Raw genomic sequence first — 24,242 nt, 5'->3', positions numbered from 1 at the left:
GTCAGGAGGCCGCGGCCGGGTGGATCGCCACGGTCGCGGCCTTCACCGAAAGCGTCACCGCCGAGCCGGGCTCCAGCGCGAGCTCGGCCACGGCGGCCGGGGTGAGGTCGGCGGTCAGGCCGTGCGCCCAGCCGTCGCCCCCGGCCCGGACGCGGATCACCGGCCCGTGCGGCTCCAGGGCCGTGACGACCGCGTCGGTCGTGTTGCGGGGGCTGCCGCGGTGCTCGCCGTCGCGGGTGTAGACGGCGACGGCGTTCGGCGGGAACACCGCCACCGCGGGCTCCCCCGGCACCACGTCGGCCGCCGGGAGCCCGCTGACGACCTCGCCCGACGCCGTCCGCAGCCCTTCGGCGACCGCGGTGCCGGCGACGAGGTTGAGCCCGGCGATCCGCGCGGTGAACGCCCTCCGCGGCGCCGAAAGAACCTCGCGGGTCGGGCCGCGTTCGACGATCCGGCCGTCGTTCATCACCGCGACGTGGTCGGCGAGCGCGAGTGCGTCCAGCGGGTCGTGCGTGACGAGCACCGTCGTCGGCCCCGTCTTGAGGACCCGCCGAAGCAGGCCGCGGATCGCCGGCGCGGCATCGACGTCGAGAGCGGCGAAGGGCTCGTCGAGCAGCAGGAGATCCGGTTCGGCGGCCAGCGCCCTGGCGATCGCGACGCGCTGGGCCTGGCCGCCCGACAGCTGCCCGGGCCGCCGGTCGGCCAGCGGGACGGCGTCGACCTCGGCCAGCCAGAAGAACGCGCGCTCCCGGGCGGCGCGGCGGCCGGCGCCGGTCGAGCGCGGCGAGAACGCCACGTTGTCCACTGCGGACAGGTGCGGGAAGAGCAGGGCGTCCTGGGAGAGCAGCCCGATCCCGCGGCGGTGCGGCGGGACACCGGCCAGCGCGCGGCCGGCCACCGTGATCTCCGCCGACGCCGGCGTGATCAGCCCGGCGAGACAGCCCAGGACCGTCGACTTGCCGGAGCCGTTCGGCCCGAGCAGCGCCAGCACGTGCCCGGTCGGCACGTCGAGGCCGACGTCCAGGTCGAACGAGCCGCGCACGGCCTCGATCCGGGCGGTCAGGCTCACCGCAGGCCGCCTTCCCACGAGCGCGGCCGCGCGACGGCGATGACCAGGACCGCCACGACGATCAGCAGCAGCGAGAGCGCGACGGCGCTGTCGATGTCCACTTCGGCCTGGGTGTAGACCTCCAGCGGCAGCGTGCGGGTGACGTCCTCGAGGCTGCCGGCGAAGGTGATCGTGGCGCCGAACTCGCCGAGCGCGCGGGCGAAGCTGAGGACGACGCCGGAGCCGAGCGCGGGCAGCAGCAGCGGCAGCGTGACCCGGCGGAACACCGTCCACGGGCGCGCGCCGAGCGTCGCGGCGACCTGCTCGTAGCGGTCGCCGGAGCCGCGCAGCGCGCCTTCGAGGCTGACGACCAGGAACGGCATCGCGACGAACGTCTGCGCGATGACCACGGCGGTCGTGGTGAACGGCACGGACTCCCCGGTCAGCGTGGTGATCAGCATGCCGAGGAAGCCCTTGCGGCCGAGCAGGTAGAGCAGGGCGAGACCGCCCACGACCGGCGGGAGGACCAGGGGCAGCAGCACGATCGAGCGCAGCAGCCGGACCCCGCGGAAGCGGGCCCGCGCGAGCACGACGGCCAGCGGCACCCCGAGCAGCACGCAGGCCAGCGTCGACAGCGCCGCCGTGAGCAGCGAAAGCCGCAGCGCGTGCCACGACGACGGCGTGCCGATCAGCGACGGCAGCCGCGTCAGGTCCGAGCGCACCAGCAGCCCGACGACCGGCAGGACGACGAGGGCCAGCGCGGCCGTCGCCGGGATCCCCAGCACCCACGGGACGCGCGAGTGGCCGGCCGGGACGTCGCCCCGCCGGCCACCCGCGGAACGCCTACTGCGCAGGACCGAACCCGGCCTTCGTCAGCTCGTTCTTGCCCTGGGTGCCGAGCACGAACTCCTCGAACTGGTGCGCCAGGTCGGCCTGGCCGCCCTTGACCGCGGCAATCGGGTAGCTGTTGACCGCCTGGGCCGCCTCGGGGAGGTCGACCTTCGCGACCTTGTCCGCGGCCGAGGTCGTGTCGGTGACGTAGACCAGGCCGGCGTCGGCGTCACCGGAGGCGACCTTGTTCAGCACCTGCTTGACGTCCTGCTCTTCGCTCTTCGGCTTGAGCGTGACGCCGGTCGCCGTCTCGACCTTCTTCGCCGCCGCACCGCACGGCACCTGCGGCGCGCAGGTGATCACGGTGAGGCCGGCCTTGTTCAGGTCGGCGAAGGACTTGATGCCCTTGGGATTTCCGGGCGCGACGGCGATGGCGAGCTTGTTGGTCGCGAAGACCGCCGGCTGGCCGTCGATCACGCCGCCCTGGACGGCCTTGTCCATGTTGGCCTGGTCGGCCGAGGCGAAGACGTCGGCCTTGGCGCCGTTGGTCAGCTGCTGGGCCAGGCCGGACGAGCCCGCGAAGCTGAACTTCACGGTGACGCCGGCGTGCTGGGCTTCGAACGCCTTGCCGAGCGCGGTGAACGACTCGGTGAGCGACGCGGCGGCGAACACGGTCAGCGTGCCGCCACCGGCCTTCGCGGCCCCCTTGGGCGCGGGCGCGGTGACCGACGCGCCGGGCTGCGTGCTGGGCTCGTCCGAGCTGCTGCACGCACCCGCGAACAGGGCGACCGCCGCCACGGCGAGAGCGAGCTGTGACAACCGGGGCTTCGCCCCGGGCCGGGGGCTTCGCCACCCGGACCCCCGAAAAGCGGGCTTCTTCATCGACTTCCTTCCGGCGTTTCCACCACAACGGTGGTGGCTTTGACCACAGCGACCGCGAGCACCCCCGGGCGCAGGCCCAGCTCGCGGACGGCTTCCGTACTCATCAGGGACACCACGCGGTGCGCCCCGCACTGCAGTTCCACCTGGGCCATCACCTTGTCGGTGATGACCTCGGTGACCAGCCCCACGAACCTATTGCGGGCGGACCGCCCGACCGCGGACGGGTCGTCGGGCGCGGTGGCCTGTGCCCGGGCGAAGCCGGCGAGCTGGGCGCCGTCGACGACCTTGCGGCCGGCGGCGTCGTCGGTCGCGGTCAGCTGCCCCGCGCGCACCCACCTCCGGACGGTGTCGTCGCTGACGCCGAGCAGGCGCGCGGCCTCGGACAACCGAAATTGCGGCATGCCGCAGACATTATCTCCGCAGTTGAGGAAAAGCTACGCGAGGTGCGCATTGCCCATCACTTCGGCGCGCAGCTCCTCGAGCATGACGTTCTGATAACGCTCGATCACTTTTCGCTCCGCCGGGGAGAACTGGGCGAGCAGCTCGCGAAGGGCGTCGAAGGCCGACTCGAAGAGCGGCAGGAAGCGTTCGGCTGCCCCCGGCACGACCTCGACGAGGACCTTGCGCCGGTCCTCGGGATCACGCACGCGGCGGACCAGCCCGACCTTCTCGAGCCGGTCGATGACGCCGGTGACCGCGCCGGTGGACAGGCCGGTCAGCCCGGCGATCCGGCCGGCCGTCAGCGGCCCGCCGGCCTGGATGACCAGGTCGAAGGTCTTGTGGTCGGTGCCGGACAGGCCCATCCGCTCGGCGATCCGCGCGTGCCGCAGGACGGTGAAGGTGCTGCCCTGGCGGCCCAATTCCGCGAAGCGGAAGAGTTCCTCTTCGGTGACCGGGTAAGTCTTTTCCGTCACGGGCCCTCGTTTAGTTCGTCCGCTGAACCACTCACTGCGCAAAGTATCTCAACGGGGCGATGCGGGGCTACTCTGTGCGTAATGACAGCAGTGGATCTCGGGTTTCCTCGCGTCCCCGGTACACGAGGATCTTCTCGCGTGCCCCGGCCCGAGAACCCCCATCTCATCGACACCTTCGGCCGGGTGGCCACCGATCTGCGGGTTTCCCTGACCGATCGGTGCAACCTGCGCTGCACCTACTGCATGCCCGCGGAGGGCCTCGACTGGATGCCGGGCGAGCAGGTGCTGACCGACGACGAGCTGCTCCGGCTGATGCGGATCGCCGTCGAGATGCTCGGCGTCACCGACATCCGGCTCACCGGCGGCGAACCGCTGCTGCGGCCGGGTCTCGAGGACCTCGTCAAGCGGATCACGGCCTTATCGCCCCGGCCGCGGTTGTCCATGACCACGAACGGGATCGGGCTGGCCCGGCGGGCGGCGGGCCTCGCCGAGGCCGGGCTGAACCGGATCAACGTCTCGCTCGACACCGTCGACCCCAACCTGTTCAAGACGATCACCCGGCGCGACCGGCTCTCCCACGTGGTCGCGGGCCTCGCCGCGGCGCGGGACGCCGGGATGTCGCCGGTGAAGGTCAACGCCGTGCTGATCCGCGGGCTCAACGAGACCGAAGCCGTGCCGCTGCTCAGGTTCTGCCTCGACGAGGGCTACCACCTGCGGTTCATCGAGCAGATGCCGCTGGACGCCCAGCACGGCTGGAACCGCGGCGAGATGATCACCGCGGCCGAGATCCTCGAGATGCTGGGCACCGCGTTCAGCTTGACGCCGTTCCCCGCCGAGCGCGGTGGCGCGCCGGCCGAGCGCTGGCTGGTCGACGGCGGGCCCGGCGACGTCGGCGTGATCGCGTCGGTGACCCGGCCGTTCTGCTCGGCCTGCGAGCGGACGCGGCTGACCGCCGACGGCGCGGTGCGCTCCTGCCTGTTCAGCAACGACGAGACGGATCTGCGGTCCCTCGTGCGCGCGGGCGCGAGCGACGATGAGGTCGCGGACGCCTGGCGCGCCACGATGTGGGGCAAGCTCGCCGGGCACGAGATCAACGACGCCGGGTTCGCGCAGCCGATCCGGCCGATGAGCGCGATCGGCGGTTGAGGTGGCGACGGTGACCATCGCGGTCCGGTACTTCGCGGCGGCGCGGGCCGCGGCGGGCGTGGAAGAGGAGAAGGTGCAGCTGCCGGCCGGGGCGTCGGTCGCCGACGCCGTGGCCGAGCTGGCCCGCCTGCACCCGGCCGGCCTCCCGCGGCTGCTGGAGGCGGTCAGCTACCTGCTGGACGGCATCGCGGTCCGCGACCTGACCCGCCCGCTGCGCGACGGCGCGGAGCTGGACGTCCTCCCTCCCTTCGCCGGCGGCTGACCACCACGCCCGATTCGCGTGCTTGAAGGGTCGACTCGCGTGCTTGAGGAGCCAACTCGCGTGATTGAGGGGTCGACACGGGCGCAAGCAGGCCCGCGCAGCGTGTCGACCCTCTGATCACGCGTGTCGACCTTCTGATCACGCGTGTCGCCCCTTCAAGCACGGGAGCCTGGGCCGTGGCGGCACGGAATTGCTCCGTCCGGACCAGCGGGTGCGAGTTCGCCTTCCCTGTAAATCGGCGACCGCTCGGGTACGGGGGCCGACCGCTCGCCGACCGGCGGCGCGGCCCCCGGCGTGGCGCGTCACCGATTCCGGGTGTTCGCGAGAAGCTGATCGCGACCGGTCACCACGCCTTCCGGTGACCTGTTTCACCTGGTCCGTCGCCCTGCGTCGGCATGGGTGCCCGGGTGGGACGGTCCACGTCGCTCCGACCGGGTCGGGAAACCCCACGAACAGGTGGGGCTGTTGTGACTCTTGGGGCAAGTGGTGCAGGATTGTCAAGTCTGGCGCCGTACCCCCGGGGCTCTTAAGATGCGCGCTTCAATCGCGATCCCGAGGGCGCGAATGGCCCATTCGCGCCGCGAAACACGTGATGCAAGCCTCACGATCCGTGTTTTATCTCGGGTAGGAAACGGCCAGGTAACGGCCCGCTGACCAGCACAAACAGGCATATCGGCAGGGGTTGCGTGCCGTTACTGTGACGTAGGTCACGCCCTGAATAATTTCCGATCACGGCCATCGTTACGTACCGTCGCTTTTCGGTTGGCCCCGACCAACCAGCACGACCGGGAATCCGTAGCGCCTAGCCCTGTCCGACGGATCCCCGGACCCATACCCCGAGCGAAAGCATTTCCGGACAGGGACGAGGGGACGACGAAGACGCGCCGTGCGTCGGACTCGCCTGCCGGCCTGGGATGGCCGGCGCCAGGACCCCGATCCTGACCCTCACATCGGTTCGTAGGCGCTGGGAAACCGAGAAGCATCCAAATGTCTTACCGAGGCAAGCACCGCAAGATGTCCGCTGCCACCCGCACCGTCGCTCGCGTCGCCATCGCGGGCATTGCGGTCGGCGCTCCCCTCGCGATCGCTGCGACCCCCGCGTCGGCGACCAACTGGGACGCCATCGCGCAGTGCGAAAGCAGTGGCAACTGGAACACCAACACCGGCAACGGCTACTACGGCGGCCTGCAGTTCTCGCAGAGCACCTGGAAGGCCTACGGCGGCACCGGCAGCGCGGCGAACGCGTCCCGCGATGAGCAGATCGCCGTGGCCGAGCGCGTCCTGCAGGGTCAGGGCATCGGCGCGTGGCCGGTCTGCGGCAAGAAGGGCGGCAGCGGTTCGGCGGCCCCCAAGGCCAGCGGCAACACCACCAAGAAGGTGACCCCGAAGAAGAGCACGACCGCGCCCGCCCCCAAGAAGGCGACGCCGGCGGCTCCGGCGGCGGCCCCCGTGGCGACCGGCGTGAGCAGCTCCAACCCGGCCGGTGACTACACCGTCGTGGCGGGCGACACCCTGTCCAAGATCGCCGGCAAGTTCAACGTCCAGGGCGGCTACAAGAAGCTGCAGGACCTGAACGCGAAGTACATCCCGAACGCGGACCTGATCCTCGTCGGGCAGAAGATCGCCACCAAGTGACGATCTCGCAGTGATGCGTGAGTCCGGCCTCGAGCCGTGACCTGACAGGGCTCCCACCGCCGATCCCCCGGGCGGTGGGAGCCTTTCACGCGTTCCGGGCTGCCGAGCGCGCACAGACCCGCTCCGGCGCCGTCAGCGCGTACGAATGCGCTCCGCCGCCGCCAGCTGCATCCGCTCGCCCTTCCGCAGCACCTCGATGAGCAGCTCCAGCTGCTCCGGCGTGTACTCCGCCAACAGCGCCCGGCCCGCCCGTTCGATCGGGCCGTAGACCTCCTCCAGCAGCTCCGCCGCCTTCGGCGTCAGCTCCACCACCGCCCGGCGGCGGTCGTCCGCGTCCGTCCGGCGGGTCAGGTGGCCCGCGTTCGCCAGGCGCTGGATCGCGGTCGTCGTCGCGGCCGGGCTCAGGTTCGCCTCCGTGGCCAGCTGCCCCGCCGTCAACGTTCCCGCCGCCGCCACCAGGCCGATGATGCGCAGGTCCGTGCGGTTCACCCCGAACGCCGCCGCGGCGGCCTCGTCCACCACGTCGTTCGCCGCGCCGAACGCCGCTGCCGCGTGGGTTGCCTCGGTGACCAGTGATTGCTTCGACACTCGAAAGAGTCTACCTTGACCGGTAAGTATTTCGATCGTCGAAAGGATTGGCCGTGCCGACCACCCGTCAGGCCCTGCCCCGCTGGCTCCGCCCCGCCAACCGCCTGGTTCGCCTCCTGACGCGCCTGGGACTGCGGCTGGGCACCGTGCACGTCCTGACCGTCCCGGGCCGCCGCTCGGGCGCGCCACGGCCCACTCCGGTCTCCCCGCTCACCGTCGACGGTGAGCGGTACGTCGTCGCCGGCCTGCCGGACGGCGACTGGGCGCGCAACGTCCGCGCCGCCGGCCGGGGCGAGCTCGCCCACGGACGCCGGCGGCAGGCCGTGACGCTGACCGAGGTCGCCGACGCCGAAGTGCGCGAGCGGGTCATGCGCGCCTTCCCGCGCGAGGTGCCGCACGGCGTGCCCATGTTCGTCCGGCTGGGCCTGGTCACCGGTCCCGACCCGGACGAGTTCGCCGCCGCCGCTCAGCGGGTCGCGGCGTTCCGGATCACGGCGAGTTGACCCACTCGTCCGTGCCGTCGGTGAAGTGCTGGTGCTTCCAGACCGGCAGCCGCGCCTTGACCTCGTCGACGAGCTCCGAGCACGCCGCGAACGCCTCCCCGCGGTGCTCGGCCGCCACGGCGCACGCCAGGGCGACGTCGCCGATCGTCAGCGCCCCCAGCCGGTGGCTCACGGCGACCGCGCGGACGCCGGTCCAGCGCGCCGACAGGTCCGCGACGACGTCCGCGATCACCTGGTCCGCGCTCGGGTGGCCCTCGTACGTCAGGTCGCGGACGCCCTTGCCGCCGTCGTGGTCGCGGACCACCCCCGCGAAGGTCACCACCGCGCCCGCCGCGTCGTCCTCGACCAGGCGGGCGTGCTCCTCGACCGACAGCGGTTCCTCGGTCACCAGCGCCCGCGCGACCCGCACCTCGGGCTTTTCGGGGGTCCGGGTGGCGAAGCCCCCGGCTCGGAGCGAAGCTCCGGTTGTCACCGAGGGCGCCGCGGCGGCCGGACGCGGGTGGTCGCCACCGGCCAGCTGGTCGACGGCGTGCTCCAGGATGCCGTCCAGGACGCCCAGGCCGTCCTTGACGCCGCCACTGGAGCCGGGGAGGTTCACGACCAGGGTGCGGCCCGCCACGCCCGCCACCCCGCGCGACAGCACCGCCGTGGGCACCTTCGGCAGGCCGGCGGCGCGGATCGCGTCCGCGACGCCCGGCAGCTCGTGGTCCAGCAGTGCGCGGGTGACGTCCGGGGTGCGGTCGGTCGGCGAGATGCCGGTACCGCCCGTGGTGAGGACCACGGCGACGCCGTCGGCCAGCGCGGCCCGCAGCGCGCCGCCGACCGGGTCGCCGTCCTCGACGACGACCGGCGCCGGCACGTCGTAGCCGCGGTCGGCGAGCCAGGCGGCGATCACCGGGCCGGTCTTGTCCTCGTAGACGCCCTTCGCGGCGCGGTTGGACGCCACGATCACACGCGCGCTGCGCTTCACGGCCGCTCCCAGGTTCCGGTCTTGCCGCCGTCCTTGCGGAGCAGGCGGACCTCGTCCAGCGTCGCCGCCGGGTCGACGGCCTTGATCATGTCGTGCAGCGTCAGCCCGGCGACGGCCACCGCGGTCAGCGCTTCCATCTCGACCCCGGTGACGTCGGTGGTCTTCGCCGTCGCGCGGATGCCGACCTCGGCCTCGCCGAGGGTGAACTCGACCTTGACCCCGGACAGCGCGATCTGGTGGCACAGCGGGATCAGCTCGGGCACCCGCTTGGCGCCCATGATCCCGGCGATGCGCGCGGTGGCGAGGGCGTCGCCCTTGGGGAGGCCGTCGGTGGCCAGCAACCGGAGCACCTCGGCGGTGGTCCGCACGGTCCCGGCGGCGAGCGCGGTGCGCGCGGTGGCGGTCTTGCCGGAGACGTCGACCATCCGGGCGGCACCGGTCGCGTCGACGTGGCTGAGTTCACTCACAAGGGCGAGGCTACTTCCGCCGTGAGCGGACGACGCCGCGGCCGGTGGTTCAGAATCCCGGAATCAGATAATCTGATTGCGTGAGGGAACTGTCCGCGTCAGAAGCGTCCCGGTCGTTCTCGGCGGTCCTCGACGAAGCCGAGCGGGGCGAAACGATCGTCGTCACCCGCAACGGCAGGCGGGTGGCGCTCATCGTGCCCGCGCCGCGCGCGAACGGGGCCGAGGTGTGCGCGGTGTTCCACCGATGGGCCGGAAAGCTCGGCGTCGACGACCGGTTCGAGGAAAACGTGGCGAAGGTCCGCGAGACGGCGGCCGCGGAGCTGGACGGCGACCCGTGGCTCGACTGATCCTCGACACCGGGATCCTCATCGACGCCGCGCGGCAGCGGCTGCCCGCGGGAGCGATCGGCGAGGAGGACGACGTCGCGGTGCCGGCCTTGGCGATCACCGAGTACCAGGTGGGCCTGCGGCTCGACCCGGACCCGGCCCGCCGGGCGGCGCACAGCGCGTTCCTGGCCGAGTTCCTGGCCGTCACACCGGTGGTCGACTACACGACGAGCGTCGTCGAGCACCACGCCGAACTGCTGGCCCACCTCCAGCGGGCGGGGCAGGGCCGCGGCGCGCACGACCTGATCATCGCGGCCACCGCCCGGGCCACCGGCCGCACGCTGGTGACCACGGACGGCCGGGCCCGGTTCGAGGAGCTTCCGGAGGTCGAGGTGAGGCTGCTGGAGCGGATCGGCTGAGGCTCAGCGCTCCGCGAGCACAGCCTTCCGGACGGCCTCGGCGACCGCGGGCGCGACAGCGCTGTCGAACACGCTCGGCACGATGAACGACGCGTTCAGCTTCCCGTTGTCCACCACGTCCGCGATCGCGTCGGCCGCCGCCAGGAGCATCGAGTCGTCGATGTTGTGGGCGTTCGCGTCCAGCAACCCCCGGAACACGCCCGGGAACGCCAGGACGTTGTTGATCTGGTTCGGGTAGTCGCTGCGGCCCGTCGCCACCACCGCCGCGTGCTTCTGGGCCTCCATCGGGTCGACTTCCGGGTCCGGGTTGGCCAGGGCGAAGACCACCGCGTCCTTGTTCATCGTCGCCACCTGCTCGGCGCCGAACAGGTTGGGCGCCGACACCCCGATGAACACGTCCGCGCCGTTGAGCGCCTCGTGCAGGGTGCCGCTGACCTGCTGCTTGTTCGTGTGCGACGCGATCCACGCCAGGTTGTCGTCGAGGTTGCCGCGCGCCGGGTGCACGATGCCGTCGATGTCCGCCGCGACGATGTCGCCCGGGTTCTTCTGCAGCAGCAGGCGGATGATCGCCGAGCCCGCCGCGCCGACGCCGCTGACCACGATCTTGCAGTCTTCGATGCTCTTGCCCACCACGCGCAGGGCGTTGCGCAGCGCCGCGACGACCACGATCGCCGTGCCGTGCTGGTCGTCGTGGAACACCGGGATGTCGAGCTGCTCGCGCAGGCGCTTCTCGATCTCGAAGCAGCGCGGTGCGGCGATGTCCTCGAGGTTGATGCCCGCGTACACCGGGGCCAGCGCCTTAGCGATCAGGATGATCTCTTCGGTGTCCTGGGTGTCCAGGCAGACCGGCCACGCGTCGACGTCGGCGAACTTCTTGAACAGCGCCGCCTTGCCCTCCATCACCGGCAGCGCGGCGGCGGGGCCGATGTTGCCGAGCCCGAGCACCGCGGAACCGTCGGTGAGCACCGCGACGGTGTTGCGCTTGATGGTCAGCCGGCGCGCGTCCTCGGGGTTGGCGGCGATCGCCTGGCAGACGCGGGCCACACCCGGGGTGTAGGCGCGGGAGAGGTCGTCACGGTTGCGGAGCGCGACCTTGGGGGTGACCTCGATCTTGCCGCCGAGGTGGATCAGGAACGTCCGGTCGGAGACCTTGCGGACCTTGACGCCGGGCAGCGAGTCGAGCGTCTGGGTGATGTCGTTCGCGTGGTTCTCCGACAGCGCGTTGGCGCTGATGTCGACCACGATCGAGTCGGAGTGGGACTCGACGACGTCGAACGCGGTCAGCACCCCACCGACACGGCCGACGGCGGCGGTCAGGTCACCGGCCGCGGTGACCGAGGCCGGGGCCTCCACCCGGACGGTGATCGAATATCCGGGACCGGGAACCGGCATGGCACTACCCCCGTGTGGGAAAGGTGGGCTGGGACGGGAGGAAACCTACTCCCGTGACCGCCCTCACGAGGGGCCGATACCGGTACTGACCAGTAACTATGCGATCAGCGGTTGATCTCGGTCTCCGGGTGCACGTAAGGCACCGTGTCGAGGGGGAAGGTGACGTCGCCGAACGGCGAGAGCGCGCCCTGGCGGTCGGCCGCGAGCTCGGTGACGGGGTGCTCGCCGTCCTCGCCCGGCCAGGTCGGGTCGATGCCCTTGTGCTTCTTCTCACCCTTGGCCACAACGTCCTCCCACCACCGGTTCTTCGGCTGACGCAGACAGTCTGCCTCAGCCCGCGCGGCCCGGCGCAACCGCCCGGTATCCTGATCCTCTATGCCCGCGACCTCTCTGGCGGACTGGCTGCGTGCGGAGTCCGACGACGCACTCGCAGAGCTGCTCCGCACGCGGCGCGACCTGTCCACGCCCCCGCCCTCCGACAGCACGGTGCTGGCCACCCGGGCCGGCACGCCGGGCTCGGTCGCGCGCGCCTGCGAGGACCTCGACACCTTCACCCTGGCCGTGCTCGAAGCGTGCCTGCTCGCCGGGGCGGACCGCGACCCGGTGCCGGTCGAAGACGTCGCGAAGCTGATCGGCGACGACGTGGCCGCGCCACTGGCCCGGCTCCGCGCGCGGGCGCTGGTCTGGGGCCCGGACGATGCCCTGCGCGTGCCGCCCGCGGCCAGGGAAGCCCTCGGGCCGTTCCCCGCCGGGCTGGGCTCGTCCTCGCCGGCGCTGGCCGGGGAGGACCTCGGCGCACGGCTCGCCGAGCTGTCCGACGACGAACGCGGCGTGCTGACCGCCCTCGCCGCGGGCCCGCCGATCGGCCGCACCCGCGATGCCGGGCTGGACCTCCCGCTCGAGAAGGCCGGGACGCCGGTGCAGAAGCTGCTCGCCCGCGGCCTGCTGCTGCGGCGTGACGATCAGACCGTCGAGCTGCCGCGCGAGCTCGGCATCGCGGTGCGCGGCGGGGCGTTCGCGCCCGGCACGCTCACCGAGCCCGAACTGCCGGTTCACCCGCATCAACCGTCCATTCTGGACGAGGCGGCGGCCGGTGAGGCGATGGAGTTCCTGCGCCACACCGAAGCCCTGCTGCGCGCGTGGTCGGCGGCCCCGCCGCCGGTGCTCAAGTCGGGCGGCCTCGGTGTCCGGGAGCTGAAGAAGCTCGCCAAGGACCTGGAGATCGACGACACCCAGGCCATCCTGCTGGCCGAACTGGCCGTGGGCGCCGGGCTCGTCGCCGACAGTGAGGCGAGCGTGCCCGAGTGGGTGCCGACGACGCTGACCGACTCGTGGCTCGCGTCGCCGACCGCGCAGCGGTGGATGACGCTCGCCCAGGCGTGGCTGGAGCTGCCGCGCCTGCCGGGGCTGGCCGGCGGGCGCGACGCCAAGGACAAGCCGATCCCGCCGCTGTCGGAGGACCTCCGCCGCCCGCTGGCCCCGGTCGCCCGGCGGCGGATCCTCACCGCACTGGCCGACCTGCCGCGCGGGGCGGGCGTGAAGAGCGTCGACGAGCTCGTCGCGGTGCTGGCCTGGCGAGCCCCTCGGCGGGGCGGGCGGCTGCGGGACGAGACCGTCCGCTGGACGATGGCCGAAGCGAGCGCGCTGGGCATCGTCGGGCTCGGCGGCGTCACGACGGCGACGCGGGCGCTGCTGGCCGACGACCGGCCGGGCGCGGTCGAGGCGATCCTGGACGCGCTGCCCGCGCCGGTGGACCGCGTGCTGCTGCAGGCCGACCTGACGGTCGTCGCGCCGGGGCCGCTGGAACCGGAGCTGGCGGCCGAAATCTCGGCCGCCGCCGACGTCGAGTCGGCGGGGCACGCGACGGTCTACCGGATCACCGAGGGCTCGGTGCGGCGCGCGCTGGACACCGGCCGCACGGCCGACGAGCTGCACGCGCTGTTCAAGTCGAAGTCGGCGACGCCGGTGCCGCAGGGGCTGAGCTACCTGATCGACGACGTCGCCCGGCGGCACGGACGGCTGCGCGGCGGCGTCGCGGCGTCGTTCCTGCGGTGCGACGACGAAGCGCTGCTGGCCGAGGTGCTGGCCCACCCGGTCGCGGCGGAGCACGCACTGCGGCTCATCGCGCCGACGGTCGTGATCAGCCCGGACCCGCTGCACGAGGTCCTCGCGGCGCTGCGCGGCGCCGGGTTCGCCCCGGCGGCGGAGGGTCCGGACGGCCGGGTGGTCGACATCCGGCCCGGCGGCCGCCGGCTGCCGGCGAAAGCACGGGCGGCGCGCCGCAGCCCGGGCGAGCAGGCGGTGCTGACGGAGGACCAGGCAGCCCGGATCGTCTCCAACCTCCGCGCCGGCGACGCGGCTTCGGCCCGCCGCCGCGGCTCCGCCGTGCGGGCGCCGGTCGGGGGCGGCGCGGACACGTCGGCGACGCTGGAACTGCTGTCCCGCGCGACGCTGGAGCGCCGCGAGGTGTGGATCGGGTTCGTGGACTCCCGGGGGACGGCGAGCCAGCGCGTCGTCCGGCCCGTGCGCGTCGGCGGCGGGGTGCTCGAAGGCGACAACAACGAGCGCTACTCCCTGCACCGCATCACGTCCGCCGCGCTCGTGGAGGACTGACGCCGGATCCGGTGAATCCCCGCCGGACTGCTTCGGGCCGGTGGTAAGCGTGGTGCATGAAGCGGGGAACACGCGTGACCGCGCTGGCCGCGGCAACGGTGCTGGGCGGAGCCGGAACCGCGGTGGCGGCCGCGCCGCCCGGCCACTCCGAGTACACCGTCACCGGCACCACGCACATCGCGAAGCCGGACGCAGACCTCGATCTCGGGCCGGGGAAGCTCGCCTTGGACCTTGGGCGGGGCAGCTTCGCCGGCACGATCACGCTGCCGCCGGTCGAGGTCACCCGGTCGGTGCCGGGCGTGGGCCGGGTCGGCGGAACCGTCACGTTCGGCCCCGGCCACGCCGAGGGCTCGGTGACCGGCGGCTTCTCCGGCTCGGCGGCCTGGCCGGTGGCGCTCTCCGACGTCCGCGTCAACGGGGTGCCGTACGACGTCGGCGCGGAGTGCGGTACGACCGAGCCGGTGACGACCGAGTGGACCTCGGACGATTTCGCCGTGGGCAAGGGCGGCCGGCTCGAATCGACCTACGCGATCGGCGCCTTCGAGAACTGCGGCTCGGCGACGCCGCTGATCAACGGGTTCGTGCCGGGTGACGGCAACACCCTGACCCTCGACCTCACCCCGGCTTAGAGGGCGCGCAGGCCGGCCAGGACGCGTTCCATGAACTCGCGGGACGACCGGTCGCCGAGGATCAGCTCGGTCTGGTGGATCAGCACCAGGCCGATGTCGGCCATGTCGCCGACCAGCACCTTCACCACGCCCAGGGGCAGCCGCAGGTGCGCGGCGATCTCCGCCACGGACCGCGTGTCCAGGCACAGGTCGCAGATCCGGCGGTGCTCGACCGAGCGGACCCCGCGGTAGCGGCGCCCGTCGTCGGACGTCGAGACCAGCGCCTCCAGCGCCAGGTTGTGGTCGGACCGCGTGCGGCCGCCGGTGCGGGTGTACGGGCGGACCCGCGACCCCGACGACGCGACAGGCACCGGGCTGGCCACCCGGGCCGGCTCGTTCCAGGCCGGGTCCTCCCACGGTTCCGGGTGCGGGATCCAGCGGGTCTCGGGGTCCGGCGGGGGCGTCCAGCCGGCGGGGGGCGGCGGGCTCCACGCGGGCGGGGGCGCCGCCTGCCGCGACACGGGTGCGGGCGGGGTCGCCGGGTACGCGGGCCGCGACACCGGGGCGGGCGGGCGCGGCGCGGGCGGCCGCGGGGCGGGCGGGTGGTGGACCGGCGGCCGCGGCGGAGCGGGCGGCCGCGCACCCCGCGGCGGGGTCCACGCCGGCTCCAGCGGCGGAGGTTCCGGCTCGAACCTGTCCCCGTCCTGCCACTCAGGTTCGACGGGGTCGTAGCCGTCCTCGGCCACCACCGGCGAGTGCGTGCTCTGGTAGCCCAGGGGTTCCGGAGGGGGGTAGTCGTCGCCGAACTCAGGTGAGCGGCGGCCCTGGTAGCCACCGAAGGCCGGGCGGGCGGCCTCGTCGCCGAACTCCGGCGAGCGCGAGCCCTGGTGGCCCGCGGATTCCGGACGGGCGTAGTCGTCGCGCCCGAACTCCGGCGAGCGCGAGCCCTGGTAGCCGCCGAACGCCGGGCGGGCGGGCTCGTCGCCGAACTCAGGCGAGTGCTCGCTGCGGTAACCCGCGGACTCACCGCGGTCGTGACCGCCGGCGGTGTACTCCGCCGAGCGCCGGCCGGGGAGGGCCCGGGGTTCCGGGCGGGCTTGATCGGCTGCGGCGTACTCCCGCGAAGTCGAGCGCCTGGCGCGGCGGCCCGTCGGCTCGTCGCGGTCGTCATCGTCGCCCGCGAAGTCCGGCGAGGAAGCCTCGTAATCGTCGTCGTCGGCCGATGAGCCCCACTCGCGGGTGTCCTCGTCGGTGTAGCCCTGCGGGTCCGGCTGGGGGCGGGACGGCTTGCGCTTGGGCATGATCATCGACAGCGTCGACATGTCGAACTTGCTGGGCGAATCGAAACCCTCGCGCTCGGTGCCGCGGTGCAGTGCGTCCCAGCCGCTGGAGTCCGGATCGTCGAATCCCGAAATCCTCATCTCGCCCTACCCACGCACGCCGCCCTGGAGCTGGGCGCGCAGCTCGGGGGTGATCTGCTGGCCGACCCGCTCGACGAGCAGGGTCATCTCGTAGGCGACCGTGCCGATGTCGCACGTCGGCGCGGCGAGCACCGCCAGCGACGAACCGTCCGAAACGGACATCAAGAACAAGTAGCCGCGCTCCATCTCCACCACGGTCTGGTTGACGCCGCCCGCTTCGAAGCAGCGCGCCGCCCCCGCCGTCAGGCTGATCAACCCGGACGCCACCGCCGACAACTGCTCGGCACGTTCCTGGGGCAGCCCCTCCGACGGTGCCAGCAGCAACCCGTCCGCGGACACCAGAACGGCGTGCGCGGCACCGGGTACCCGGCGGACGAAGTCCGTGATGAGCCAGCCGAACGTGCCCTGGCCGGAAGCCGTCACTCCTGCTCCTCCTTGCTCGTGCGGCGTCGCCCGCCGCACCCCGGAGCGCCCGGCACGGCCGGTCGGCGACGCCACGGTAAAGCGTATTCGCACCGCCGGTGGTGTCGAGCCCGCCACCGGCCGGCCGCTGCGCACCCTACGTGTGCACCCGGCCGAGTTCCGCGGCAGCCCGGCTTGCCTCCCCCATCCGGGGGACGCACCACGGCGTCGCCCACGGCTCGCACCCGTGGGCTGTCCACGCAGGTCAGCCCGGGTGCGACCAGCCCAGGCGGGCACCACGCTCGCCGGCGCCGGCGGACCGCCCCGGCCGGCTACTCCTCCGGACGGTGACAGCACTCCCCGAAGTGGGTGAAGCACGCGGAGTTCACTCCAACGGCCGCATCCGGATCGGGGCGTCATGGGCTATCCCGCGCGCAGCGCCGAATCGTGCGCGATCGCGTGCTGGACGACCGAGATCAACACCTGCTTCGCGGACTCGCGCTCCCGCGCGTCGCACGCCATGATCGGGACCGACGGCGCGATGGTCAGCGCGTGCCGGACGTCCTCGATCTGGTGGTGCAGCAGCCGGTCGAAGCAGTTGATGGCCACGACGTAGGGCAGCTTCCGGTTCTCGAAGAAGTCGATCGACGGGAACGCGTCGGCCAGCCGCCGCGTGTCGACCAGCACGACCGCGCCGATGGCGCCGACCGCGAGGTCGTCCCACATGAACCAGAACCGGTGCTGACCCGGGGTGCCGAAGACGTACAGCACCAGGTCCGAGTCCAGCGAGATGCGCCCGAAGTCCATCGCCACGGTGGTGGTGGTCTTGTTCGGCGTCGCCGAGGTGTCGTCGTGTCCGACGCTGGCCTCGGTCATCATGGCCTCGGTGGTCAGCGGGTCGATCTCCGAGATCGCCCCGACCATCGTTGTCTTCCCCGAACCGAACCCGCCGGCGACCACGATCTTGGCCGACGAGGTCGGACCCGTCACCTGCGGCGCGTTCGCGTCGGAGTCAAATTCTCCGAAGCCCACTGAGCACCCTTTCCATGAACTCGATACTCGGGCGGTCGCCCACGGTCGGGCTGCTGGAGTGCACCAGCACCAGCCCGAGGCCCGCCACGTCACCAATCAACACCCGCACCACGCCGAGCGGCAGGCGCAGCAGCGCCGCCACTTCGGCCACCGACCTGGTGTCGAGGCACAGGTCACAGATCGACCGGTGCTCGGGCACCCGGACCCGGTCGAGCATCCGGCCCTGCTCACTGGTCGAAATCAACGCCTCGATGGCCAGGTCCAGCGTCGCCTTCGTCCGGCCCCGGGTCCGGAAGTACGGCCGGACCAGGCCCGAAGTCTCCATCTCCGTCGCCGGCGGCTCGTCGACGTACTCCTGGTGGGCCTGCCGCGGCAGCGCCGCGGCCAGCTCCCCGGAGTCCGGCCCCGACGAGAAGTCCCGCTCGGCGCTGTACGCGGCGAACTCGTGCGCGTCGTACAGCGGCCCGCTCGAACCGCCGAACAGCTCCGCGCCCGGACCACCGAGCAGGCGGTCGCGGTACTCGGTGCCCCCGGCGATCGGCCGGAGCGGTTCCTGCCCGGCGTTGCTGTCGGTCAGCCAGTTCGGCGGCTCCCGCACGGGGTCGCTGTCGGAGGCCTGCACCCGCCGCGCGCGCCACTCGCGGTCGACGCGGTCCCGGAACGACTGCCAGTCTTCCCGGCCGTCGTCCGACTGGTCGGACCACCCGCCGGAGAAGTCGTCACCGAGCCGCCCTTCACCCCTCAAGCGCCCGTCGTCCACGGCTCTCTCCTCGGTTCCCAGGTCCTCAGCGGCGGACGGCCGCACCCTGCAGTTGCGCCCGCATCTCCGGAGTCAGCTGCTGGCCGACCCGTTCCACCAGCAAGGTCATCTCGTAGACGACCAAGCCGATGTCACTCTCCGGCGAACCGAGGACCGCCAGGCACGAACCGTCGGAAACCGACATGAGGAAGAGGAAGCCGTTCGCCATTTCGACGACGGTCTGCGCCACCGTCCCGCCTTCGAACACCTTGGCCGCGCCGCGCGCGAGGCTCGTGAGCCCCGACGCCACCGCGGCCAGCTGGTCCGCCCGGTCCTTCGGCAGACCCCGCGAGGCCGCCAGGAGCAGGCCGTCGGCCGACACCACGACCGCGTGGGCCGCGCCGGGCACCCGGTGCACGAAATCCGTGATCAGCCAAGCGAAGCTGCCGGCATTGTTCGCCTTGGCATGCGCCTGGCCGTTCGGCTGCGCGGAGCCACCCGGCTGCATTGCACCCGCCCGTGTCACTTTCACTCCTCACTGCTGTCTGTGGTGTTGCCACGCCCCGGAACCCTGCTGCCTTGCAGCTGTTCTTCGGCCGGGAGTTCCTTCAAGGCGTGCCGTCCCGAGGTGTAGCCCCGTTGGAAGCTTGCCATCCGGCTCCGCGCCGCGGACGCCGAGCGGGTGATCGCACCCGTTCCGGGCATCCCCGCGGTGTTGTCCGCGAAGCTGTTTTGCGGCGGCGCGTCGACCGAAGGACTGCTGATCGACCCCGGCACCAGGTAGGCGTTCGGGACGCGTTTCGGCAGCCCGGCCGGGGTGATCTCCTCGTTCTTGGACTCGAGCAGCGACTGCGCCGCCTGCCAGCCGTCGTCGGAGGCGCTGTGCCAGCCGTCGTCGGCCGGGAGGAGCGGGTGCCGGGTCGCCGCGGTCGGCTGGAGCTCGTCACGGGACGGCTCGGCCGGCGCGGGCGGCGGCGGGGCAGGCTGCTCGTCGGTACCGGTGAGCGGCGGCAGGTTGGGGTCTTCGCCCTCGCTCTGCGTCGGCACCGGGTCGGCTGCCGCGTCGTCACCTTCACTGAACCAGCGTGACAGCACCGACTGGTAGATCGGCAACCGCCGGGTGGGTACATCGTCTTCGAGCGCCGACGAACCCACCTCGTTCGCGGGTGGCGGCGGCGCGGGTGGCTCCTCCGGCGGCACGAACTTCGGCTCGCGCTTGGGCAGCACCAGCGGCGCGAACTGCGTGTCGGCGGCCCGCGAGCTGGCCCCGTCGCCGTTCGACGAAGGCGCCAGCGGCGCCAGGTCCTCGGCGGTCGGCCAGGCCGGCGTCTCGGGCTTCGGCAGGTCCGGCGACAGGAACGGGCCTGCCGCGCGGCCGCCGCTGACCAGGTCGTCCAGGCTGATCGGCTGGTCGAGCGGCACCAGGCCGCCCTGGTTCGGCACCGGCTCGTGCACCGGGGGCGGTGGCGGCGCCGAAGGCGGCGTCTGCGCGAACGACTGCGTCTGGTCGAAGTCCGAGCGTGCGGCCGGGATCGGGATGCTCGGCATCGACATCGACGTCTCGGAGCGGTTCGCCGGCGGCGGGGTCTGCCGCTGCATGCCCGGGCGGAGCTGGGTCAGCAGCTCGGCCGGGACGACGACCCGGGCGATCACGCCACCCTCGATGTCCTCGTTCTCGCGCAGCCGGACCTCGATGCCGTGGCGCTTGGCCAGCCGCGAAACCACGTACAGGCCCATTCGCCGGGTCACCGACACGTCCAGGTCCGGCGGGTCGGCCAGGCGCGCGTTGACCTCGGCCAGCCGCTCCTCGCTCATGCCGACACCGTGGTCGGTGACCTGGATGGCCAGCGCCTTGCGCCGGGTCACCACGGCCCGCACGATGACCTTCGTCTCCGGCTCGGAGAAGTAGGTCGCGTTGTCGAGCAGCTCGGCGAGGACGTGCACGAGGTCGTGGATCGCCAGGCCCTGGACCGCGACGTCGGGCACGATGCCGACCTCGATCCGGGCGTACTGCTCGATCTCCGACACCGCGGCGCCGATGACGTCGGCGGCGGGCACCGGCTTGGGCACCGACTTGGCCAGGCCGGCGCCGGAGAGCACCAGCAGGGACTCACCGTTGCGCCGCAGCCGCGTCGCGAGGTGGTCGAGCTCGAACAGGCTGGCCAAGTGGTCCGGGTCCTGCTCGTCGGCCTCGAGCCGGTCGATGACGCCGAGCTGGCGTTCCACCAGCCGCTGCGACCGGCGGGACAGGTTCACGAAGATGCCGTTGACGTTCTCGCGCAGGAGGGCCTGCTCGGCGGCCATCTTGACGGCCTGTTCGTGGACGATGTCGAACGACCGCGCGACCTCGCCGATCTCGTCGCGGGTGTTGACGGGCACCGGCTGGACGGCTCGCTTCGAGGCGCCGACGGGGTCCGGGTCGTCCAGGATCCCCTGCACGGTCTCGGGCAGCCGGGTGTAGGCGATGTCCAGCGCGCTCTTCCGCAGCACCCGCAGCGGGCGCAGCATCAGGCGGGCGACGACGAGCATCAGCGCGATCGCGGCCGCCAGCGCGGCGAGCACCACGGCACCGCCGACCCAGGCCGAGTTCACCTTCTGCGTGGCGAGGTCGTCGGCGCGGGTCTTGAGCTGGGCCAGCAGGTTCGACTCGACCGCGTGCAGCTTGTCGGCCGACACGGTGCTGTCCTTGCCGAGCGCGGTGGTGTCGATGTTCGGCGGGTCACCCAGTTGCGCGAAGGAGAACGCCGAGGTCTGGATCCGGCGCCGGTCGTCGACCTCCGGACCGGAGTACGTGTCGTTGTAGAGCTGGCGCTGGTCGTCGTCGGCGTTCGCGAGGAAGGCCGCGACGGAGGCGTCCGCGCTGGACGCCGACGCGCGCGTCTGGTCCAGCAGGTCACCGGGGAAGTTGCCGCGGAACGCGGCGATCTGCAGCTCGGCGTCGGAGCGGGTGGTGAACTCCTTGGCCTCGCTGACCGCCTGCGTGCTCGTGCCCAGCCGCAGCACGTCCCGGTCGGTGACCGCGGTGGTCACCTCGCGGCCGAGCTCGATGAGCGAGTCGACGATGCCCGAGTAGGCGGTGAGCACCGTGATGTCGGGCAGGCTGTTGGAGGTGTTGAACGCCGCCCGCAGCGGACGCAGGGCGTCGAGGCGCTGGAGACCGCGGGTGTAGCGGTCCTTGGTCGCCTGGTCGTCGTAGTCCAGGGTGCGTGCCGCGTCGCGCAGGTCCTGGACCTCGCGGTCCACCTTCGCGATCTGCGAGTCGAGCCCGGTCTGCAGCAGCTGGTTCTGCGACGAGATCCGCGCAACGGACAGCGAGCGCTCGTTCTGCAGCTCGTGCACCACTGTGGTGACCTTGACGGCGAACGCCACCTGGTCGGCGGTGCGCTGGAACTCGGCCGCCTCGCGGGCGTCGTCGACCACGCGCACCGCGCCCAGCGCGAGCGCGGTCAGGGTCGGGATGATCAGGACCGCGGCCAGCTTGGACCGCAGCCGCCAGTCACGCATGCCGGAGAACAGCCCGGTCTTCCGGCCCGGATCCGCTCCGGGCGACTGCGCAGGGGCCCCTCCCACCCCCGCGGCGTCTTCGTTCGGCACCGCCGCTCCACCATCATCGTTCGTGCTCGGGAAACCCTGGTCGGTCCAGCGCCCGCCAGGGCGCATCGCGTTCTCCTCAGCCACTCGTCTGCACGCTCCCGGCGTTCCGGCGCTCCGGCCCATCGGAAGGAGCCCAGCGCAAGACGCTACCCGTACGGGTGAAAAGATCGTCTCCAGTGTCGGCACTGGAGGTACCTGAACCCCGTCCAGCCGGACGGAATCGGTTCAGCTCGAGCATCACGGTCGGGTCCCTGCGCTGGTCCTGCATCGGTCTGTTGGTCGGCCTAATCCACCGGCGCGGCGGTTGTGCCCGGCCAGGCAGTGGTCTTTGCGGGGAAGATTCTCTCAGGAAAAGCACAGTGTGTGCTGGTACACCGAAGCGGGACTTCTTGATCGGCCATCCAGGCACTCTCTCTCACTACATCGGAGGTTGATACCTCCCCGCAGGTGCAGAGGGTAGCGAACGGCCGGGGAAGATGTAACCCTCCCGACAGGACCCACTCAATCTTGCACAGCGTTCGCTCAGTCGACGCACAGCAGCCGTCGCGAATTCAGGAACCCCACCCTACGCTGGGTGAACAGCTACGGCGAGTGGAGCAGTGGGTCTAGACCAGAGGCCGAAAGAGTGACGTGCGCCACTCGGTCAGGTAGTGATTCCACCCATTGTGAGCAAGCTGTCACGTTCTCTACAGTGGCCGCGTGACTTCCGAGAATGAGTCACGCACTTCCACCGGAATCGGTTCCCGAACCGTCACTTTCTTCAAGGAGCAGGCCTTGCTTGGAAACGCCATGAGCAGTGGCCGGGTTCGCACTCGCCGCGCCGCGCTCGGGCTCGCCCTCACCGTCGCAGCCGCCACGGCCCTCACCGGCTGCAGTGCGCTCGGCTCGGACAGCTCGAACGCCTCGTCGAACGGGGGCGGCCTGGAGAAGTCGAAGATCAAGGTCTCCATCATGCCGACCACGGACCTCGGTCCGTTCTGGCTGGCCCAAGACGGCGGCTACTTCAAGGCCGAGGGTCTCGAGGTCGAGCAGATCGTCGCCAAGAGCGGGCAGGAGTCGATGCAGAAGGCGATCTCCGGCGAAGCGGACATCGCCCTCTCGACCTACACGCCGTTCTTCGTCGCCAAGAGCAAGGGCGCCGCGGACATCCAGCTCGTCGCCGACGGCACGTCCGTCAACGCGAAGAGCAACGCGATCGTCACGGTGCCGACCTCGCCGGTGAAGACGGTCAACGACCTCCAGGGCAAGCGGATCGCGATCACCGCCATGAACACCGCGTCCGACATCCTCACCAAGTCCGTCATGAAGGACCACGGCGTCGACTTCAACGGGGTCAAGTGGACCCTGATCCCGCTGCCGAACATGGCGGCGGCGCTGAAGGACAACCAGGTGGACGCGGCCTACATGCCGGAGCCGATGCTCACGCAGGCGGCGAAGACGGTCGGCGCGACGCCGGTCATCGACATCAACACCGGCGCCAGCCAGGACTTCCCGCTGACCGGCTACGGCTCGACGGCGAAGTGGGTGCAGGCGAACCCGAAGACCCTCTCGGCCTTCCAGCGGGCGATGAAGAAGGCCACCAGCGACGCGATCAACGACCGCTCGAAGGTCGAACCGCTGCTGGTCAAGTACGCGAAGATCGACGAAGACACGGCCAAGCTGCTCACCCTGCCCGGCTACGGCTCCGTCCTGGACGCCCGGCGCCTGCAGCGGGTGCCCGACCTGCTGCTGCAGATGGGCGTCATCACCAGCAAGGTCGACGCCGCGCCGATGATCGCCCCGCAGGCGACCAACTGACGTGAAGAAACTGCTTCGCGGCCTGGCCGGCCTGGTCGGCTTCCTCCTGTTCTGGGAGGTTGTCGTCCAGGTCGGCCTGGTCAGTAAGACGTTCACCCCGCCGCCCAGCGTCGTGCTGGTCACCGTCGGGGATCTGCTGGGCGACCCCGAGTTCATCCGGGACATCGTCGCGACCATGCTGGCCTGGCTGATCGCCATCGTCGTCGCGATCGCGGTCGGCGTACCCGCCGGGCTCCTGCTGGGCAGCGTCCCGGCCTTGCGCACGGCCACCGCCGCGATCGTGGAGTTCCTCCGGCCGATCCCGATCACCGCGCTGGTTCCCCTGGTGCTGCTGGTGATCGGCTCCGGGCCCGAAGCGAAGATCACCCTCGCCGTCTACGCCTCGCTGTGGCCGATCATGTTCAACACGATCTACGGCATGGGCGAAATCGACCCGGTGCTGATGGAGACCGCCCGCGCGTGCGGGACCAGCCGGTTCCGCATCCTGACGTCGGTCGCGCTGCCGCAGACCGCGCCGTTCGTCTTCACCGGCGTCCGGCTGTCGGCGACCATCTCGCTGATCGCCGTCGTCAGCGTCGAGTTCCTGGCCGGTTCCCAGCTCGGCCTGGGCAGCTTCATCATCGTCGCCAGCACCGGTTCGATCCGGTTCGACC

At 71.9% G+C, this 24,242-nt stretch carries 26 protein-coding genes; 10 read left to right on the top strand and 16 right to left on the bottom strand.

Features of this window, described 5'->3' with window-relative positions; translation table 11 throughout:
• Position 1 precedes the first annotated feature (1 nt).
• From ACFVYA_RS30715 to ACFVYA_RS30695, 5 genes are read right to left on the bottom strand one after another with little or no spacing between them, the layout of a single operon-like run.
• Positions 2–1,069, bottom strand: a complete 1,068-nt coding sequence (locus tag ACFVYA_RS30715; RefSeq protein WP_387049914.1) for a sulfate/molybdate ABC transporter ATP-binding protein — start codon at positions 1,067–1,069, stop codon at positions 2–4.
• Positions 1,066–1,833, bottom strand: coding sequence for an ABC transporter permease (locus ACFVYA_RS30710; RefSeq protein WP_387049912.1), 768 nt, complete (start codon positions 1,831–1,833; stop codon positions 1,066–1,068). The genes ACFVYA_RS30715 and ACFVYA_RS30710 overlap by 4 nt, the downstream gene beginning before the upstream one ends.
• 58 nt (positions 1,834–1,891) lie before the next feature.
• A complete protein-coding gene (modA, locus tag ACFVYA_RS30705) occupies positions 1,892–2,698 on the bottom strand; it encodes a molybdate ABC transporter substrate-binding protein (RefSeq protein ID WP_387049911.1) in 807 nt (268 codons plus the stop codon).
• Positions 2,699–2,757: 59 nt separating this feature from the next.
• The gene (locus ACFVYA_RS30700; protein WP_014467790.1) at positions 2,758–3,162 is read right to left on the bottom strand and encodes a molybdopterin-binding protein; all 405 of its coding nucleotides are present in this window, start codon (positions 3,160–3,162) and stop codon (positions 2,758–2,760) included.
• 33 nt (positions 3,163–3,195) lie between these two features.
• Positions 3,196–3,675: a MarR family winged helix-turn-helix transcriptional regulator gene (locus tag ACFVYA_RS30695; RefSeq protein WP_387049909.1), complete on the bottom strand. Its 480-nt coding sequence runs from the start codon at positions 3,673–3,675 to the stop codon at positions 3,196–3,198.
• A gap of 138 nt (positions 3,676–3,813) precedes the next feature.
• On the opposite strand from ACFVYA_RS30695, the gene moaA reads away from it, so the two are divergent.
• The 3 genes from moaA to ACFVYA_RS30680 all read left to right on the top strand — a co-directional run bounded on the left by moaA (position 3,814) and on the right by ACFVYA_RS30680 (position 6,718).
• Positions 3,814–4,821, top strand: coding sequence for a GTP 3',8-cyclase MoaA (moaA, locus tag ACFVYA_RS30690; protein ID WP_387049908.1), 1,008 nt, complete (start codon positions 3,814–3,816; stop codon positions 4,819–4,821).
• A gap of 10 nt (positions 4,822–4,831) precedes the next feature.
• The gene (locus ACFVYA_RS30685) at positions 4,832–5,083 is read left to right on the top strand and encodes a MoaD/ThiS family protein (RefSeq protein ID WP_285986758.1); all 252 of its coding nucleotides are present in this window, start codon (positions 4,832–4,834) and stop codon (positions 5,081–5,083) included.
• 987 nt (positions 5,084–6,070) lie between these two features.
• The gene (locus ACFVYA_RS30680) at positions 6,071–6,718 is read left to right on the top strand and encodes a transglycosylase family protein (RefSeq protein WP_285986759.1); all 648 of its coding nucleotides are present in this window, start codon (positions 6,071–6,073) and stop codon (positions 6,716–6,718) included.
• A 132-nt stretch (positions 6,719–6,850) separates the two neighbouring features.
• On the opposite strand, the gene ACFVYA_RS30675 is transcribed toward ACFVYA_RS30680, so the two are convergent.
• Positions 6,851–7,306, bottom strand: coding sequence for a MarR family winged helix-turn-helix transcriptional regulator (locus tag ACFVYA_RS30675; RefSeq protein WP_285986760.1), 456 nt, complete (start codon positions 7,304–7,306; stop codon positions 6,851–6,853).
• 53 nt (positions 7,307–7,359) lie between these two features.
• On the opposite strand from ACFVYA_RS30675, the gene ACFVYA_RS30670 reads away from it, so the two are divergent.
• A complete protein-coding gene (locus ACFVYA_RS30670; protein ID WP_387049905.1) occupies positions 7,360–7,809 on the top strand; it encodes a nitroreductase family deazaflavin-dependent oxidoreductase in 450 nt (149 codons plus the stop codon).
• Here the strand turns inward: ACFVYA_RS30670 and ACFVYA_RS30665 are convergent.
• Together ACFVYA_RS30665 and moaC are read right to left on the bottom strand one after the other, a co-directional pair.
• Complete coding sequence (locus ACFVYA_RS30665) at positions 7,796–8,779, bottom strand: molybdenum cofactor biosynthesis protein MoaE (RefSeq protein WP_387049903.1); 984 nt, start codon at positions 8,777–8,779, stop codon at positions 7,796–7,798. The genes ACFVYA_RS30670 and ACFVYA_RS30665 overlap by 14 nt on opposite strands.
• Positions 8,776–9,246: a cyclic pyranopterin monophosphate synthase MoaC gene (gene moaC, locus ACFVYA_RS30660; RefSeq protein ID WP_013230248.1), complete on the bottom strand. Its 471-nt coding sequence runs from the start codon at positions 9,244–9,246 to the stop codon at positions 8,776–8,778. Before moaC ends, ACFVYA_RS30665 begins: the two co-directional genes overlap by 4 nt.
• An 80-nt stretch (positions 9,247–9,326) precedes the next feature.
• On the opposite strand from moaC, the gene ACFVYA_RS30655 reads away from it, so the two are divergent.
• Both ACFVYA_RS30655 and ACFVYA_RS30650 read left to right on the top strand, forming a co-directional pair.
• Positions 9,327–9,593, top strand: a complete 267-nt coding sequence (locus ACFVYA_RS30655) for a type II toxin-antitoxin system Phd/YefM family antitoxin (protein WP_387049902.1) — start codon at positions 9,327–9,329, stop codon at positions 9,591–9,593.
• On the top strand, positions 9,581–9,991 hold the full coding sequence (locus ACFVYA_RS30650) for a PIN domain-containing protein (protein ID WP_387049900.1): 411 nt from the start codon (positions 9,581–9,583) through the stop codon (positions 9,989–9,991). Before ACFVYA_RS30655 ends, ACFVYA_RS30650 begins: the two co-directional genes overlap by 13 nt.
• A gap of 3 nt (positions 9,992–9,994) precedes the next feature.
• Here ACFVYA_RS30650 and ACFVYA_RS30645 read toward each other — a convergent pair whose 3' ends face one another.
• Both ACFVYA_RS30645 and ACFVYA_RS30640 read right to left on the bottom strand, forming a co-directional pair.
• On the bottom strand, positions 9,995–11,383 hold the full coding sequence (locus ACFVYA_RS30645; RefSeq protein WP_285986764.1) for an NAD-dependent malic enzyme: 1,389 nt from the start codon (positions 11,381–11,383) through the stop codon (positions 9,995–9,997).
• Positions 11,384–11,487: 104 nt separating this feature from the next.
• Complete coding sequence (locus tag ACFVYA_RS30640) at positions 11,488–11,667, bottom strand: hypothetical protein (protein ID WP_013230250.1); 180 nt, start codon at positions 11,665–11,667, stop codon at positions 11,488–11,490.
• Positions 11,668–11,758: 91 nt separating this feature from the next.
• Here ACFVYA_RS30640 and ACFVYA_RS30635 point away from each other — a divergent pair, with 91 nt between their 5' ends.
• Both ACFVYA_RS30635 and ACFVYA_RS30630 read left to right on the top strand, forming a co-directional pair.
• Positions 11,759–13,996 carry a helicase-associated domain-containing protein gene (locus tag ACFVYA_RS30635; RefSeq protein WP_285986765.1) on the top strand — a complete coding sequence of 746 codons (2,238 nt, stop codon included), beginning with the start codon at positions 11,759–11,761 and terminating at the stop codon, positions 13,994–13,996.
• Between the two features lie 56 nt (positions 13,997–14,052).
• Entirely contained in the window at positions 14,053–14,625 is a 573-nt protein-coding gene (locus tag ACFVYA_RS30630; RefSeq protein WP_387049898.1) for a hypothetical protein, read from the top strand.
• On the opposite strand, the gene ACFVYA_RS30625 is transcribed toward ACFVYA_RS30630, so the two are convergent.
• The 6 genes from ACFVYA_RS30625 to ACFVYA_RS30600 form a co-directional block, all read right to left on the bottom strand.
• Positions 14,622–16,025 carry a DUF742 domain-containing protein gene (locus ACFVYA_RS30625; protein ID WP_387049896.1) on the bottom strand — a complete coding sequence of 468 codons (1,404 nt, stop codon included), beginning with the start codon at positions 16,023–16,025 and terminating at the stop codon, positions 14,622–14,624. The two genes, ACFVYA_RS30630 and ACFVYA_RS30625, sit on opposite strands and share 4 nt — an antisense overlap.
• A gap of 6 nt (positions 16,026–16,031) precedes the next feature.
• Positions 16,032–16,448: a roadblock/LC7 domain-containing protein gene (locus ACFVYA_RS30620; RefSeq protein WP_003085368.1), complete on the bottom strand. Its 417-nt coding sequence runs from the start codon at positions 16,446–16,448 to the stop codon at positions 16,032–16,034.
• A gap of 402 nt (positions 16,449–16,850) precedes the next feature.
• The gene (locus tag ACFVYA_RS30615; protein ID WP_285986767.1) at positions 16,851–17,459 is read right to left on the bottom strand and encodes an ATP/GTP-binding protein; all 609 of its coding nucleotides are present in this window, start codon (positions 17,457–17,459) and stop codon (positions 16,851–16,853) included.
• Positions 17,440–18,219 carry a DUF742 domain-containing protein gene (locus ACFVYA_RS30610; RefSeq protein ID WP_387049894.1) on the bottom strand — a complete coding sequence of 260 codons (780 nt, stop codon included), beginning with the start codon at positions 18,217–18,219 and terminating at the stop codon, positions 17,440–17,442. The genes ACFVYA_RS30615 and ACFVYA_RS30610 overlap by 20 nt, the downstream gene beginning before the upstream one ends.
• 25 nt (positions 18,220–18,244) lie before the next feature.
• On the bottom strand, positions 18,245–18,706 hold the full coding sequence (locus tag ACFVYA_RS30605; RefSeq protein WP_003085376.1) for a roadblock/LC7 domain-containing protein: 462 nt from the start codon (positions 18,704–18,706) through the stop codon (positions 18,245–18,247).
• 20 nt (positions 18,707–18,726) lie between these two features.
• Positions 18,727–21,858, bottom strand: coding sequence for a nitrate- and nitrite sensing domain-containing protein (locus tag ACFVYA_RS30600; RefSeq protein WP_387049892.1), 3,132 nt, complete (start codon positions 21,856–21,858; stop codon positions 18,727–18,729).
• A 723-nt stretch (positions 21,859–22,581) separates the two neighbouring features.
• Between ACFVYA_RS30600 and ACFVYA_RS30595 the strand changes: the two genes are divergently transcribed.
• Both ACFVYA_RS30595 and ACFVYA_RS30590 read left to right on the top strand, forming a co-directional pair.
• Positions 22,582–23,589 (top strand): ABC transporter substrate-binding protein, encoded by a 1,008-nt coding sequence (locus ACFVYA_RS30595; protein WP_387049947.1) that lies wholly within the window; start codon positions 22,582–22,584, stop codon positions 23,587–23,589.
• Position 23,590: 1 nt separating this feature from the next.
• The coding region (locus tag ACFVYA_RS30590; RefSeq protein ID WP_387049890.1) for an ABC transporter permease at positions 23,591–24,242 on the top strand (652 nt) is incomplete at its 3' end.

It is taken from the genome of Amycolatopsis sp. NPDC058278, assembly GCF_042881395.1.
In the GTDB taxonomy this organism is placed as follows: Bacteria; Actinomycetota; Actinomycetes; order Mycobacteriales; family Pseudonocardiaceae; genus Amycolatopsis.
Note: the sequence above shows the minus strand (reverse complement) of the source record. Positions and strands in the feature narration are given on the sequence as shown.

Bases quoted from the DNA above. Each gene is read 5' to 3' on its own strand.
- ACFVYA_RS30700 (WP_014467790.1), bottom strand. From the start codon at position 3,162: ATGCCGCAATTTCGGTTGTCCGAGGCCGCGCGCCTGCTCGGCGTCAGC.
- ACFVYA_RS30680 (WP_285986759.1), top strand. From the start codon at position 6,071: ATGTCTTACCGAGGCAAGCACCGCAAGATGTCCGCTGCCACCCGCACC.
- ACFVYA_RS30645 (WP_285986764.1), bottom strand. From the start codon at position 11,383: ATGCCGGTTCCCGGTCCCGGATATTCGATCACCGTCCGGGTGGAGGCC.
- ACFVYA_RS30635 (WP_285986765.1), top strand. From the start codon at position 11,759: ATGCCCGCGACCTCTCTGGCGGACTGGCTGCGTGCGGAGTCCGACGAC.
- ACFVYA_RS30630 (WP_387049898.1), top strand. From the start codon at position 14,053: ATGAAGCGGGGAACACGCGTGACCGCGCTGGCCGCGGCAACGGTGCTG.
- ACFVYA_RS30625 (WP_387049896.1), bottom strand. From the start codon at position 16,025: ATGAGGATTTCGGGATTCGACGATCCGGACTCCAGCGGCTGGGACGCA.
- ACFVYA_RS30605 (WP_003085376.1), bottom strand. From the start codon at position 18,706: ATGCAGCCGGGTGGCTCCGCGCAGCCGAACGGCCAGGCGCATGCCAAG.
- ACFVYA_RS30600 (WP_387049892.1), bottom strand. From the start codon at position 21,858: ATGCGCCCTGGCGGGCGCTGGACCGACCAGGGTTTCCCGAGCACGAAC.
- ACFVYA_RS30595 (WP_387049947.1), top strand. From the start codon at position 22,582: ATGAGCAGTGGCCGGGTTCGCACTCGCCGCGCCGCGCTCGGGCTCGCC.